This window comes from Shewanella sp. FeAMO (assembly GCF_053653955.1).
In genome coordinates this window covers 2,707,722-2,722,273 of sequence record NZ_CM132201.1, presented here as the reverse complement: position 1 = coordinate 2,722,273, position 14,552 = coordinate 2,707,722, and the positions used below count along the sequence as shown (strand labels likewise).

At 52.8% G+C, this 14,552-nt stretch carries 12 protein-coding genes and 5 tRNA genes; 1 reads left to right on the top strand and 16 read right to left on the bottom strand.

Going from position 1 to position 14,552, the window contains the following annotated elements:
- Positions 1-23: 23 nt before the first annotated feature.
- From gloA to ACWAU4_RS12135, 14 genes are all read right to left on the bottom strand, one after another.
- Positions 24-434, bottom strand: coding sequence for a lactoylglutathione lyase (gene gloA / locus ACWAU4_RS12200; RefSeq protein ID WP_025011617.1), 411 nt, complete (start codon positions 432-434; stop codon positions 24-26).
- Between the two features lie 364 nt (positions 435-798).
- Positions 799-1,440, bottom strand: coding sequence for an endonuclease III (gene nth, locus ACWAU4_RS12195; protein WP_025011616.1), 642 nt, complete (start codon positions 1,438-1,440; stop codon positions 799-801).
- Positions 1,441-1,449: 9 nt separating this feature from the next.
- Complete coding sequence (locus tag ACWAU4_RS12190; protein ID WP_101060155.1) at positions 1,450-2,145, bottom strand: electron transport complex subunit E; 696 nt, start codon at positions 2,143-2,145, stop codon at positions 1,450-1,452.
- The gene (rsxG, locus tag ACWAU4_RS12185) at positions 2,142-2,777 is read right to left on the bottom strand and encodes an electron transport complex subunit RsxG (RefSeq protein WP_208124786.1); all 636 of its coding nucleotides are present in this window, start codon (positions 2,775-2,777) and stop codon (positions 2,142-2,144) included. Before rsxG ends, ACWAU4_RS12190 begins: the two co-directional genes overlap by 4 nt.
- Before the next feature lie 18 nt (positions 2,778-2,795).
- Positions 2,796-3,848 carry an electron transport complex subunit RsxD gene (rsxD, locus tag ACWAU4_RS12180; RefSeq protein WP_044734576.1) on the bottom strand — a complete coding sequence of 351 codons (1,053 nt, stop codon included), beginning with the start codon at positions 3,846-3,848 and terminating at the stop codon, positions 2,796-2,798.
- Between the two features lies 1 nt (position 3,849).
- Positions 3,850-6,363 (bottom strand): electron transport complex subunit RsxC, encoded by a 2,514-nt coding sequence (gene rsxC, locus ACWAU4_RS12175; RefSeq protein WP_208124785.1) that lies wholly within the window; start codon positions 6,361-6,363, stop codon positions 3,850-3,852.
- On the bottom strand, positions 6,357-6,926 hold the full coding sequence (gene rsxB, locus ACWAU4_RS12170) for an electron transport complex subunit RsxB (protein WP_025010231.1): 570 nt from the start codon (positions 6,924-6,926) through the stop codon (positions 6,357-6,359). Before rsxB ends, rsxC begins: the two co-directional genes overlap by 7 nt.
- Before the next feature lie 4 nt (positions 6,927-6,930).
- The gene (rsxA, locus tag ACWAU4_RS12165; protein WP_025010232.1) at positions 6,931-7,509 is read right to left on the bottom strand and encodes an electron transport complex subunit RsxA; all 579 of its coding nucleotides are present in this window, start codon (positions 7,507-7,509) and stop codon (positions 6,931-6,933) included.
- Positions 7,510-7,624: 115 nt separating this feature from the next.
- Positions 7,625-9,529 carry an EAL domain-containing protein gene (locus ACWAU4_RS12160; RefSeq protein ID WP_454290281.1) on the bottom strand — a complete coding sequence of 635 codons (1,905 nt, stop codon included), beginning with the start codon at positions 9,527-9,529 and terminating at the stop codon, positions 7,625-7,627.
- 87 nt (positions 9,530-9,616) lie between these two features.
- Positions 9,617-9,692, bottom strand: a tRNA-Asn gene (locus tag ACWAU4_RS12155).
- A gap of 30 nt (positions 9,693-9,722) precedes the next feature.
- Positions 9,723-9,798: transfer RNA gene (locus ACWAU4_RS12150), tRNA-Asn, on the bottom strand.
- 28 nt (positions 9,799-9,826) lie between these two features.
- Positions 9,827-9,902, bottom strand: a tRNA-Asn gene (locus tag ACWAU4_RS12145).
- A 22-nt stretch (positions 9,903-9,924) separates the two neighbouring features.
- Positions 9,925-10,000 (bottom strand) — tRNA-Asn (locus ACWAU4_RS12140).
- A 48-nt stretch (positions 10,001-10,048) separates the two neighbouring features.
- Positions 10,049-10,124 (bottom strand) — tRNA-Asn (locus ACWAU4_RS12135).
- A 902-nt stretch (positions 10,125-11,026) separates the two neighbouring features.
- Between ACWAU4_RS12135 and uvrB the strand changes: the two genes are divergently transcribed.
- Entirely contained in the window at positions 11,027-13,039 is a 2,013-nt protein-coding gene (gene uvrB, locus ACWAU4_RS12130; protein WP_208124783.1) for an excinuclease ABC subunit UvrB, read from the top strand.
- 160 nt (positions 13,040-13,199) lie between these two features.
- Here the strand turns inward: uvrB and rrtA are convergent, their stop codons facing one another.
- Both rrtA and queC read right to left on the bottom strand, forming a co-directional pair.
- Complete coding sequence (gene rrtA / locus ACWAU4_RS12125) at positions 13,200-13,742, bottom strand: rhombosortase (RefSeq protein ID WP_243756781.1); 543 nt, start codon at positions 13,740-13,742, stop codon at positions 13,200-13,202.
- A 29-nt stretch (positions 13,743-13,771) separates the two neighbouring features.
- Positions 13,772-14,524: a 7-cyano-7-deazaguanine synthase QueC gene (gene queC, locus ACWAU4_RS12120; protein ID WP_045282884.1), complete on the bottom strand. Its 753-nt coding sequence runs from the start codon at positions 14,522-14,524 to the stop codon at positions 13,772-13,774.
- Positions 14,525-14,552 lie beyond the last annotated feature (28 nt).

Here is a 14,552-nt window from a genome sequence, read left to right as displayed (position 1 = left end):
GCGCTTTTTTAATGTCTGATTGTTTAACCCAGGCCGTGCTCAGCCGAGCTCATTTGAATAAGCTCGATTTTGTAACCGTCAGGATCTTCAACAAAAGCGATTTCAGTGGTTCCGCCGGCAACAGGGCCTGGGGCGCGGATAACCTTGCCACCGGCGGCGCTGATGGCTTCACAGCGGGCGTAGATATCTTCTTCGCCTATGGCAATATGTCCAAAGGCATTACCCATATCATATTGCTCTGTTCCCCAGTTGTAGGTGAGCTCTATGACTGCCTGGCCGGTTGATTCTTCGCCGTAGCCGACGAAGGCGAGGGTATATTTATATTCAGGGTTTTCCGATTGACGCAGTAGCTTCATTCCCATGATTTCTGTGTAGAAGTGGATGCTGCGTTCAAGGTTACCGACCCTGAGCATGGTATGGAGAACTTGTGACATTGCTACCTCTTTTGGTTCTAAAACGGAAACCCAGTTGAGCTTCCGTAGCGTGGATGATCAAGCGAGATCCGGGGAGGTGAGAATCACTCCCAAATAGAGTGGTTCCGGCCGCCGTTAACTTGATAGCCAGTTCACAAATCCATGAAATAAACATGGTATTTGTGTCTGCTTCATTAATAATGGTGTCAACCCTATCTTAGCTGGATGCAGGAGACAAGCATGACTACAGAATTGAAAATGGCTATTGGATCTACCTTGGTAATTGCAATCGTTTTCGCCGCTATGATTGTACAGATTTTTTGATTGGCGCTGAGCAAGAATATGTAAGCCAATGCCGCCTTAGGGCGGCATTGTCGTTTCTGGATTAATCTTCCGGATAGATTTTTTCTTTGAATTCACACAGATCTTCAATCAGACAACTGCCGCAGCGGGGCTTTCTGGCGATGCAGGTATAGCGCCCGTGAAGAATAAGCCAGTGGTGGACGTCAACTTTGAACTCGGCCGGCACCACTTTGAGCAGTTTATCTTCCACTTCCTGAACATTTTTCCCCGGTGCAAAGCGGGTGCGGTTGCTGACCCGAAAAATGTGAGTGTCCACGGCTATGGTTGGCCAACCAAAGGCGGTGTTGAGCACCACATTGGCGGTCTTGCGACCAACCCCGGGCAGTGACTCCAGCGCCTCGCGGTTTTCGGGGACTTCGCCGTTGTACTTCTCTACAAGGATCTTGGACAGTGCCACCACATTGATGGCCTTATTGTTATAAAGCCCTATGGTCTTGATATATTCCTTCAGCCCTTCAACCCCGAGATCGGCAATCGCCTGTGGGGTATTAGCCACCGGAAACAGCTTGTCAGTGGCCTTGTTGACGCTGACATCGGTTGCCTGCGCCGATAGCGTTACTGCAACCAATAGTTCAAAAGGGCTGGAATAATTCAGCTCTGTCTGGGGATGAGGATTGTTGTCCCGCAGGCGTTCGAGTATCGCCCGTCTCTTGTCTTTGTTCACTCAATGACCTCAGTTGACTTTGGTGATCCTGGCGCGCTCCACTGGGGCAGTTTGCACTCTGGGTTGGCGCTCAGCGAATTTCTTGTCGATCACGTTTTTCAGCGCAATCAGCAAACCCATTCCCAAAAAGGCGCCGGGCGGTAACATCGCCAGCAGGAAGGGAGTGTCTACTTGCCAGACTTCAATGAGCAGGCTCGCAGCCCAAGGTCCCAGCAGCTGCTCTGCACCGTCAAATAGGGTACCTTGCCCCAGTATTTCCCTGCCTCCGCCGAGCACCATCAATACCAAGGTAAAGCCAATACCCATCATTAAGCCATCAAAGGCGGCGCTCATTGGTGAGTTGCGTGAGGCAAAGGCTTCGGCGCGGCCTATGATGACACAGTTGGTCACTATGAGTGGCAGGAAAATACCGAGAGAAACGTATAGGCCATAGGCGTATGCGTTAACCAGCAACTGCACTGCGGTTACCAGTGCGGCAATAATCATTACGAATACGGGAATGCGGATCTCTTTGGGCACAAAATTGCGCACCAGGGATACAGTGGTGTTGGAACCTATCAACACCAACGCAGTTGCGAGCCCAAGCCCCAAGGCGTTGGTAAAGGTGGAGGTCACTGCCAGCAGGGGACAGAGTCCCAACATCTGCACCAGTCCGGGGTTATTTTTCCACAAGCCTTGCCAGGCGATATCGCGATATAAACTCATTGGCTTGCCTCACATGTCTGTGATTGGGAAAAAATGGTCTTCTTATTGGCTTCAAAGAAGGCCAGGGTGTTTCTCATCGACTTGACGTAGGCCCTGGGGGTAATGGTCGCCCCGGTAAACTGGTCAATTTCGCCGCCGTCTTTCTTCACATACCAGGCCTTGTCATCACTGCCTTGAAGCTTTCTGCCGATAAAGCCGTCCACCCAATCAGATTTCTTGCGCTCAATCTTGTCACCCAGCCCAGGGGTTTCCTGATGCGACAAAGTGCGAACACCAAGCACAGTGCCATCTGTCTTGATACCTATGATCAAGCGTATTTCGCCATTGTAGCCATCCGGCGCTATGGTTTCGATGGCAATGGCGACCGGCTCGGCATCTTGGGTGGCGATATACGCCGGCATAGGCTGAGTTGTGCCCAGGGCGTCTTTATCCTGCAATAGAATGCAGCTTTCCTCGAGCGGATTGTCGTGGAGTTCACTGGGAATGATCTGCTCCAGGGTGCGCCTGAGCTCCAACTTTTGCTGCGCAAGGATCGCATCTCGGGTACTGTCATTGACAACCGCCACCACCGCGGTGCATATCAGGGCAAACAGGCCCAAAAGCAGACCATTTTTCAACATGGATTTTTGCACTGTCTATCTCTCTTGCTATCAATGTCCGGCGCGATGGCCATAGGCTCGGGGTTTGACATAGTAGTCGATCAAAGGGGCGCACAGGTTGGCCAGCAACACCGCAAAAGCAAAGGCGTCAGGGTAACCCCCAAAGCTTCTAATAAGGTACACCACCAGGCCGATAAGGGCGCCGAAGATAAATCGGCCCTGATTGCTGGCCGGCGCGGTTACAGGATCCGTGGCGATAAAGAAAGCCGCCAGCATGGTGGCGCCACTGAACAGGTGAATAAGCGGGCTAACATGGGTATCTGGCCCAAGCGCATAGGCAAAGCCGCTGCAGATAAACAGCGAGGCCAGTACACCGACACTGATATGCCAGCGGATAAGCTTCATCTTCAACAGCGCCAGACCACCGCACAGGTAGGCCAGGTTGACCCAAAACCAGCCACTGTTGATAGTGCCGGCAAAAATTGGTTTTTGCAGGCTCTCGGTAGTGGTCATTCCCATAGATAGATCCGTTTTCAGCGTATCGAGTGGTGTCGCCATGGTGACGCCATCGATACCGAGCTGGAAGTACTCGGCAACGCTGCCTTGGCTGGCGCCGAAAATCACCTGCAAACTGGTGAGAAAATCCGGAGAGTGCTGGGCAACAGTCGCCGGTGCGACCCAACTGGTCATCTGTACCGGGAAGGCCACCAACAGCAGTACATAGGCGGCCATGGCCGGATTGAACAGGTTGTTTCCCAAACCGCCATACAGCTGTTTGACCATGATGATGGCAAAACTTGTACCTATCACCACCATCCACCAAGGGGCGAGTGGCGGTACGGCAATACCGATAAGAACTGCTGTCAGAGCCGCGCTGTTATCCGACAAAGTCGAAAGTACCTTGCGCTTACGCAACTTGAGGATGGCGGCCTCTGAAATCAAAGCGACCGTCACAGCCAGCAGTACCTGAATAAGGCTGCCCCAACCAAAAAATACACACTGCACTACCAGGCCGGGCAGGGCGCAGAGCAGCACCCTTTGCATCACAGTGCTGGTTTGCAGCGGCCGGCTGACATGGGGGGAGGAGGCTATTTTAAACGCCATATCAATCTTTCTCCTGTGCGCTGAGCGCCTTCTCTTTGGCCTTTTGTTTGGCTTTGGCTACTGCCCTGGCAATACGCGCCTGTTTACTGTCATCAGACGGGGTATTATCCGCGGACGTGGGCTCGGTAGCGGTTGTCGACTCGCTTGGAGGCCGACTTTCAGCCGAAACAGGCGTATTTGCTGCGCAGTTGTCCTGTGGTTGTTCACTTGCCGCCGCGGCTTTCTTGGCCTTGGCTTTGGCAACCGCCGCCGCGATACGAGCCTGCTTGCTATCATCGCTTGTGGCTTGTTTTGCTGCTTGGCTTGCGACTTGGTTTACTTCGGCGGCTTGCGCTGATCCTCCGTCGAAATCCGTTGCTGGAGTTGACTCAGATGCAGTCGCGGCTTTCTTGGCCTTGGCTTTGGCAACCGCCGCCGCGATACGAGCCTGCTTGCTATCGTCGCTTGTGGCTTGTTTTGCTGCTTGGCTTGCGACTTGGTTTACTTCGGCACCTTGCGCTGATCCTTCGTCGACATCCGTTGCTGGAGTTGACTCAGACGCAGCCGCGGCTTTCTTGGCCTTGGCTTTGGCAACCGCTGCCGCGATACGAGCCTGCTTGCTATCATCGCTTACGGTTTGGCTTGCTTCGGAGGCTGTCGCTTGAGTGCTGCTGGCCTGTGCATCTTGAGTTTCGCAAGTGCCAGTTTCAGTCTGCCCTGAGGCTGCAGCGGCCTTTTTCGCCTTGGCGCGGGCGATAGCGGCTGCGACCTGAGCTTTCTTGTCCGAGCCAGGTGTTGTGCCTTCAGCTGCATTATCTGTAGTCGCATCAGCAACTTCTTCAGCAGGAACAGTGCCTTGTGCAGCGGCCTTTTTGGCCTTGGCCCTGGCAATCGCTGCCGCGACATCGCTCTTTCTCTTGTCCGCCTTTGGCTGGACAACTGCCGAGTCAGTTTCCACGGCTTTTTCTAGCGGGCTTTCGGTGGCCACCACAGAGGCTTCTGCGGCTTTTTTCGCCTTGATCCTGGCCATGGCTTCGGCGACGGCGTCTTTCTCACCACTGCCCATGGCGGCGCGGCGCTTATCGGCTGCGGCCTTGGCTTTGGCTTCCCGGGCCTGTTTCTCGGCCTCCAGCCGTTTGAGCCTGGCATCGAATCTTTGCTTGGCCTGCTCGGCCAGCTGTTTCTCTTCGTGATTACGCTTAATGGCCGCCTTGGCAATGCGGTAATACTCCACCAGAGGAATATCCGACGGACAAACATAACTACAGCAGCCACATTCGATGCAGTCTCTGAGGTTGTAGGCGCTGGCCTTGTCATATTCTTCGGCTTTACTGTGCCAGTAGAGTTGCTGGGGCAATAGAGATGCCGGGCACACCTGAGCGCATTCACCGCAGCGAATGCAGGCCTTCTCCTCGGCTGGAGGGCTGATCTCGCTGGCAGATGGCACCAGAATACAGTTACTGCCTTTGAGCAGCGGCACCTTGATAAGGGGTAAGGTGTGGCCCATCATGGGGCCGCCTATGATGACGGTATCCTGACCGCTGGGGGTGAAGCCACTTTGCTCAAGTATATGGGCTATGGGCGTGCCCAGTGGCACCCAGTAATTACCCGGCTTTGGAATATTGCCGCCGGTTACTGTGACGACCCGCTCTATGAGAGGCTTACCCAGGCAAACGGCTTCACGAATGGCGAAGGCGGTGCCTACGTTGTGCACTACTATCCCAAGTTGCGCCGGAATGGCGCCGGAAGGCACTTCCTGCCCGGTAATGATCTGGATCAGCTGCTTTTCACCGCCGGAAGGGTATTTGGTCGGGATCACAGTGATCCTGATACTTCCCTTGGGCAGGTGGCAGCTATCAAGCGCCTGCTGCATTGCCTGTACGGCTTCGGGCTTGTTATCCTCAATGGCGATAATTACCCGTTTGGGATTTAGCAGCCCGTGAACAATTTCAATACCATCCAGAATTTCCCTGGCGTGTTCGCGCATCAATCTGTCATCGGCGCTGATATAAGGCTCGCATTCCACGCCGTTGATCAACAGCAGTTCAATCTCACTGGCGGGGTTGAGTTTGATGTGAGCCGGAAACATGGCGCCGCCCAATCCGGCTATCCCGGCCTGGCGAATGCGGCTGAGGATCTGCTCGCGGCTCAATGCTGCGATGTCTTGCTGATCAAAATCTATGGCTTGATCCTGGCCATCGGCTTCCAGCACACAGGTCAATACCGGCAGGGCTGAAGGGTGGTTGCTGGGTCTTTGCTCTATGGCGCGAATGATGCCTGAGGTGGGGGCATGCACCGCCAGATACATGGCGCTCAGTCCACGGGTCAGCGCTTGGCCCTTGAGCACTCTGTCGCCTACTTTGACTTCGAGCACGGCGCTGTCACCAACCTGAGGTACGGGCAATAAGAATTCACTGGCAAGCGGTAGACGCCCGATAGAACTGCCATTGGAGAGGTCTTTCATCTGCGGCGGATGAATTCCGCCGGTCAGGCGCCACTGAGTTCCTTTATCCAACTGTTCGAGTAATGTCAGCACGGCTTGTCCTCTTCCACCAACTTCACTGGAATTGCGTTAAGCTGCCAGTCCCAGGTTTTCAGATCCTGTTTCACCGGGATCATATCGATACAATCCACAGGGCAGGGTTCAACACAGAGATCGCAGCCGGTGCAGTTGCTGGTCAGGACTGTGTGCATCAGCTTGCCCGTTCCTATAATGGCGTCTACCGGACAGGCCTGAATACACTTGGTACAGCCGATACATTCCTCTTCACGAATGTAGGCGACCTTTTTGACCTGGGTTTCAACACTGGCATCGAGAGGCTCGGGATCGACCCCCATAAGATCGGCCAGTTTCTCCATGGTGGCGGTACCGCCCGGAGGGCAGCGATTGATCTTCTCGCCGTTGGCTATGGCCTCGGCATAGGGGCGGCAACCAGGGTAGCCGCATTGACCACACTGGGTTTGTGGCAACAGGGCTTCGACCTGATCCACTATCGGATTGCCCTGAACTTTAAACTTCTCGGCGGCGAAGCCGAGTAAAACGCCGAATACCAGCGCCAGCAGAGACAATAAAATGACTGCAATTAGCATGGAAGACATAACTCTATTTGACTAAACCGGTAAAGCCCATGAAGGCCAGCGACATCAGGCCGGCGGTGATCATGGCGATAGCACTGCCTTTGAAAGGCGCTGGGACATCGGCCGCCGCCAGACGTTCGCGCATCGCCGAAAACAGGATAAGCACCAGTGAAAACCCGGCGGCAGCGCCAAAACCATAGATGGCACTCTGCATAAAATCGTGGTTTTCATTGATGTTCAGCAGGGCTACACCCAACACGGCACAGTTGGTGGTGATAAGCGGCAGGTAAATCCCCAGCGCCCTATGCAGAGTCGCACTGGTTTTCTGTACCACCATTTCGGTGAACTGTACCACCACGGCGATAACCAGAATAAAGCTCATGGTGCGCAGGTAGCCCAGATCGAATGGCAGCAGCAGATACTGGTTGACCAGATAGCTGAGAATGGCAGCCAAGGTCATGACAAAGGTGGTTGCCATGGACATACCTATGGCAGATTCCAGCTTGCTGGACACCCCCATAAACGGGCATAAGCCAAGGAATTTCACTAATACAAAATTGTTGACCAGCACAGTGCCAATCAACAACAGGAGATACTCACTCATCTCATTACAGGCGTTGTGATTTCTTAGCGGTTATTATCAGTGTTTCAGTGGTCATAAACAACATATAGAAAGCAGGGTTTACCTTCTTTGCGCCCGTATTTGGCCATAAATGGCATTAATTTCTGTTCATTTCGGCGGGATCCAGCTGTTGTGGCTTGGCGATGTAGAAGCCCTGCATGCCATCGACCAGCAATTTCTCCACCACCATCTTCTCTTCCTGCCGCTCGATGCCGCAGGCTATCACCCTGACACTACTGCGGCGAGCCACATCGACCAACATACGGACAAAGAACTGGTTATTGGTGTCTTCATCTATTGCCTGGGTATAGCTGGGATCCAGTTTGATATAGTCGGGGCGCACCTCTCGGAAGAATTTGAATGAGGTAAAGCCCATGCCGAAGCGTTCTACCGATACCCTGCAGCCGACGCTGTGCATGGCGCGAACGAACTTGTGACTGGCAGCCAGATTGCCCTGCATACCTGCTTCATTGATCTCAAACACCAGCCTTGAGGCCAATCTCGGGTGTTTGGAAAGCAGATCTCGGGCCCAGGCTATAAAGCTTTCTTTGGAGGCTGAACCCGGGCTCAGATTGACGCCGATATTACCGCTGAGGTTTGGCAGGCTCTGCAGTAGTTTCAAGGCGCTGAGCAGTACCAGTTTATCCAGTTCCTGACTCATGCCGTGACGTTCGGCCATGGCGATCACCGTGGCTGTAGGTAGAAACTTGCCTTCACTGTTGTAAAAGCGTGCCAACAACTCCCGGTAGCCATCTACCTCGCTGCGACAGGGCTGAATGGGTTGCTGGTAAAACTTGAGCGCCCGGCGCTTCAGCAAGTCTTCAATGGCCAGTTTCCAGCGGTTATCCCCGAGTTTTTCATCCAGCATATTCTTATCCTGGAACTGCACCGCATTAGGGCCCAAGGTTTGCGCGACGTTGGCGGCGGTATCGGCCATGGCGAGAATACCCATGGGATCTTTGTCGCTGGCGTAGGCCACTATACCTGTATGGGCAATGGAGTCTGTTTGCAGTTCTGCTTGATACTCTTCCAGCTCACGCTTGAGCTGGGTGGCAAAGGTTTGCGCGTCTTTCAGCACAATTGAGGGGATAAAGATGGCAAAGTCAGTACTGGCAATACGAAAGCTTTCGCTGTTTTTGTAGCCCTGGAGTGCCCGGCGAATACAAACCGCGACACGGGCAAGATAGTCATCGCCGCCCTGACGGCCGTGCAGTTGATTGATATGACCAAGCTCGGTGGCTTTTACCAGGATTAACACTCCAATTTGTGATTTGCCGGAAAGAGACAGTTGCTGCAGTTTTTCGGTGAAGTGCTGGCGGGTGCCAAAGCCGGTTACCGGATCTTCATAGGCGAGCTTCTTCAGTGCCAGATTTTCCGACTCAAGTTTGTCAAACTGCAGCTTGAACAGCTGCCGACTTTGCTCCAATGCTTGCCCCAAGGGCTTGAGTTCACCCCGAAAGCGGCTCTGTGCCAGAGAATCAAACTGGCCTTGGGACATCTTGGTTAAATACTCTGCCGCATATTTGAGGACGCGTTTATGACGGCCCATCATCAAGGCAAAGATTAACGCCAGGGCCAGATAAAGAGGCAGTAAGCGTAATCCTGCTAGCCAGAGTGTATGGATCCCTTGATCTCTAAGAGGGCTGAGGTCGGGCTTAAGTAAAACCCGCCCGGAAGCGAAGCGGTATTGGGATTCGAGTTGCAACGGCAACAAATAATATTGCCAGTTCATCTCAGGCAGGAAACTGCCTCTGGTAAGATTATTTTGGCCGTCGGCGTCATCTGTATATTGGAAAAACTGCAGTGGAGCAGTGTCCTGCAGCTGCCGGTAAAGGATTGCGGCATCATCTGCGTCCTGGGCTTGCTCCTGCGCTTGTTGTAATCGCTGCAACAGGGCATTACCTTCCTGCTCCAGAATCTGCCGCTCCTGCTGTAGCAGCACCATGCCGGTAGCCAGAAACCCCAATAATAGTAACAGTTGAAAAAAGCGCGAAATGCCCATCTTTATCTGAGTTCAGACCAATGTCGAGACGATTGTCGAAATTGTATACGTATTTGTTATAAATACAAAACGCAGAAAGAGGTGAGGTGGCTCCCCTGACTGGACTCGAACCAGTGACATACGGATTAACAGTCCGCCGTTCTACCAACTGAACTACAGGGGAATAGAATATGATGCTGAGCGGAAATCGAAGTGGCTCCCCTGACTGGACTTGAACCAGTGACATACGGATTAACAGTCCGCCGTTCTACCGACTGAACTACAGGGGAACAGATTTCGCTTAGGTCAAACTTGAAGTGGCTCCCCTGACTGGACTTGAACCAGTGACATACGGATTAACAGTCCGCCGTTCTACCGACTGAACTACAGGGGAACAGATTTCAAGCTAACTAAATTGGCTCCCCTGACTGGATTCGAACCAGTGACATACGGATTAACAGTCCGCCGTTCTACCGACTGAACTACAGGGGAATAATTTAGCTAGGATTAACCTATTGTTTTCATAAGACTTGCTTGAAGTGGCTCCCCTGACTGGACTTGAACCAGTGACATACGGATTAACAGTCCGCCGTTCTACCGACTGAACTACAGGGGAATCGCAATTTCTCGCTTGTCTCGCTGAGAACGGAGCGCATAGTAAATCGCTCTGTGGGTGGAGTCAACTCGCATCCCCAAAAAAAGTGTCATTAAGCTGTTAATTGCTTATCTAATGCTCACAGTGATGGATAAAACTGCTTTATGGATATTTTTTGCTTAAAAAATAACGGCTAAACACTTATGTGCCAGGCGTTTGACTCAGACCTCTTGCCATTTGCAACAAGGATATCGACCTTAATGAGCCCTTTTCTAGCGATTGAGCTGCCATGCCATAGATAAATACCATGGGGGATTATGAAAGGGGCATCAAACTGAGCGCTTCAAGCAAGATAGAACACCGCTCAAAAAAGGGCAGCACAATCATTTTGTGTTCATTTTTGGTGCAGCTTAATCCGCTTTGTGAGTACCACACTTTCATATGTTCTTTTATTACAAAATACCCACCAGGGTAGGATAAATGGAACTGGATGCCTCAAGCCCCCATGGCTAAAGGGTTACACTGACTTATCCACTAAATCTGTGGATAAACCTGTGAGCTTCCCCGCTTTATGGGCTGCAAACCCTTGTGGCATCAGCATTGAACTTAAAATGGTCAATTTGGGAGGCTAAAATATAAACATAACAAAAACAGCAAGATATAAAAGTCAAGCCGCTTTGGTTTGCTTGGTGATTTTTGTAACAAAGCTGTAAGGAAGTATCTGCCAATCCTTGTGCATTAAATCCATCTCAGTGATTCATTCGGATGGATTTTTTATATTTGGCCGCCACATCTGCCGTCTCGTTGCTGAGTTTCAGCACAAGCTGCTGCTGACATCATGTTGGCAGGAGTAATGCGGCTTTTGGCTTGGCGTAATTCGGCCCAATGAGTAAAATGAAAGGCTTAACCGAAGGAGCATTAAAGTGTCAGCTACGCCGTTTCGTTTGGAGTCTCAGTATTCTCCTGCCGGAGATCAGCCCTCCGCCATTGCCAAACTGGTTGATGGCCTGGAATCCGGGCTCGCCAACCAAACTTTGCTGGGGGTTACCGGCTCAGGAAAAACTTTCACCATTGCCAATGTGATTGCCAATCAAGGGCGGCCAACCATCATTATGGCGCCCAATAAAACGTTGGCGGCGCAACTCTACGGTGAGATGAAAGAGTTTTTCCCCCATAACGCGGTGGAATACTTCGTTTCCTACTATGACTACTACCAACCGGAAGCCTATGTGCCTTCGACCAACACCTTTATTGAGAAGGATGCTTCGGTCAACGCTCATATCGAGCAGATGCGACTCTCGGCCACCAAGGCCTTGCTGGAGCGGCGTGATGTGGTGTTGGTGGCCTCGGTTTCAGCCATTTATGGTCTTGGCGATCCCGACTCTTACATGAAGATGCTGCTGCACTTGCGCCAGGGCGACATCATGGGCCAGCGGGATATATTGCAGCGGCTCAGCGAGTTGCAATACAGCCGCAACGATATTGAACTACAGCGCGGTACCTTCAGGGTGCGCGGTGAGGTAATAGATATCTTCCCGGCCGAATCGGACCGGGATGCTATTAGGGTCGAGTTGTTCGATGATGAAATAGAGCAGCTGTCGCTGTTCGACCCTTTGACCGGCCAGGTACGTAAACGCATTGCCCGGGCCACGGTTTACCCCAAGACTCACTACGTGACCCCGAGAGAAAAAATATTGACGGCCACAGAGCAGATAAAGGCCGAGCTCAGAGAGCGCCGTCAGCAGTTGCTGGATGCCAATAAGCTGATTGAGGCACAAAGGATCAGCGAGCGGGTGCAGTACGATGTGGAGATGATGACAGAGCTGGGTTATTGCTCCGGTATCGAAAACTACTCCCGTTATCTCTCCGGGCGTGCACCGGGAGAAGGGCCGCCGACTTTGCTGGATTATCTGCCGCCGGATGGTCTGCTGATCATCGACGAGTCCCATGTAACCGTGCCGCAGATAGGTGCCATGTACAAGGGCGACCGTTCGAGGAAAACCACTCTGGTGGAGTACGGTTTCCGCCTGCCATCGGCACTGGATAACAGACCGCTCAAGTTTGAAGAGTTCGAGTCCTTGATGCCGCAGACGATTTATGTGTCGGCCACACCGGGCAGTTATGAACTTGAACGCAGCGGCGGCGATGTGGCCGAGCAAGTGGTCAGGCCTACTGGTTTGTTGGATCCCGAGCTGGAAGTGCGGCCGGTGGCGATTCAAGTGGATGATCTGCTGTCTGAGGCCAACAAGCGCATTGCCGTCAACGAACGTGTGCTGGTGACCACGCTGACCAAGCGGATGGCGGAAGATCTCACCGAATATCTCGATGAACACGGCGTTAAGGTGCGTTATTTGCACTCGGACGTGGATACCGTGGAGCGGGTAGAGATCATTCGCGATTTACGTAAGGGGGTATTCGACGTGCTGGTCGGCATCAACTTGCTCAGGGAAGGGCTGGACATGCCGGAAGTGTCTCTGGTGTGCATACTCGACGCCGATAAAGAGGGCTTCCTGCGCTCCGAGCGCTCGCTTATCCAGACCATAGGCCGCGCAGCCCGTAACATTAACGGCAAGGTGATCCTTTACGCCGATAAGGTGACCCCTTCAATGGCAAAGGCCATGGATGAAACCAATCGTCGCCGCGAGAAACAGCACGCCTTCAACCTGGCCAATGGCATAGTGCCCAAGGGCTTGGTGAAGAAGATCACAGATGTTATGGATGTGGGAGATTCCCCCTCATCGGCAGCACCCCAGCCGGGTGCCCGCAAGGTGGCGGAGCGCAAGTCGGCTTATCAGGTGGACGCTGCCAATCTGGCGCATGAAATCGACAGGCTGGAAAAACAGATGCACCAGCATGCCAGGGATCTGGAGTTTGAGCAGGCCGCTGCGCTGCGTGATGAAGTGGCAAGGCTCAGAGAGGAGCTTATCAAGGCCTAAAGCACACATGGGGCTTGTTCGCACCTTCCCTAAAATCGCCCCATTGACAAAGAACCCGGCAAAAGCCGGGTTCTTTGTGCTGTTCATCTGTCAACGACTTTAAAGAGCTTGATTTAAAAGTCTAATTTAAAAACCCCTATTTAAATGCTTAGGCTTGGTATCAAAGTTTCGGCGCTTTATAAGCACTCAGTCGCCACAAACCAAACAGTGCGATACCGCCAATCAGGCCAACAAGATGTGCTTCAACCGCGACTCTGGCGCCAATCAGTGCGCTGACTTCAGCGGCCGCCCCTTGCCATTGCTCCCAGCCGACTTTGGCGATAACGCCAGCAAGCAGCAGGTAACCTGAACTGCGACCTCGGCGAATATCGGCCAGGGTGCCGAAGGCAAACAGGCCGTGCAGTATGCCACTTAGCCCAACATAACCCATAAGCTTCGGGTAGCAAAGATATAGCCCTACACCTTCAAACAGACAGAGTGCCAGGGTCAATATCAATACACCCAGGGTGTTATAGTGTTCCTTATGCAGATAAAGGATCACCCAAAACCCGGCGAGGTTCATCAGCAGATGCCAGAAGTTGGTGTGCAGCAGATTGCCGCTGACAAGCCGCCACAGCTCACCTTGTTCTATGGCGCTGCGGCGAAATGCCAACAGCTCAGTGAGCGGCAGAGAATACAGCAGCAGCGCCAGGGCTGTTAACACAACACCTGAAAAATAAGCGGAGCTCGGCTTCACGCTGTCTTGGCCGCCAGTATTGCCTGGATGCTGTCCGGTGTTGCCAGATACTCATCCAGCCCTTTTTGGCGCAGTAAACAGGCGGGGCAGGTGCCACAGCCTTTGCCAAGAATGCCGTTATAGCAGGTAAGGGTTTCATCCCTTACCAGTGGCAGTTGCTGGTATTTATCTGCCAGTGCCCAGGTTTCGGCCTTGTTGAGCCACATGAGTGGCGTAACCAAACGCAGCTGTCTGTCCATGCCTTGTACCAGCGCAGACTCCATCGCCTTGATAAAGTCATTACGGCAGTCCGGGTAGCCGGAGAAGTCGGTCTCGCAGACACCTGTGATAACGGCATCGGCGCCTATTTGATAGGCGTAGATCCCCGCCAGGGTCAGAAACAGAATATTGCGTCCGGGAACAAAAGTATTGGGCAGACCATTGTCCATCAAGTCGTTTGATACCGGGATATTGTCGCGGGTGAGGGCCGAGATGGCCAACTCATTGAGCAGAGTAACATCCAGCACCTTGTGACTGGCGGCGCCGAGTTTTTGCGCCAGTTGTTTGGCAACTTCAATCTCCTGGCTGTGGCGCTGGCCATAGTCGAAGGTGATGGCATGTACTTCATCATACTGGGCCAAGGCCTGAATAAGGCAGGTGGTGGAGTCCTGACCGCCGCTGAAAACGACTATCGCCTTGGAAATAGCTGGCTTAGTGCTCCGGGGCGACTCTGCGGTTTGGGTTTGCGGTGCGTTTGATTCTGATGACATAAGTGATTGATTGGATGAAGACATAAGT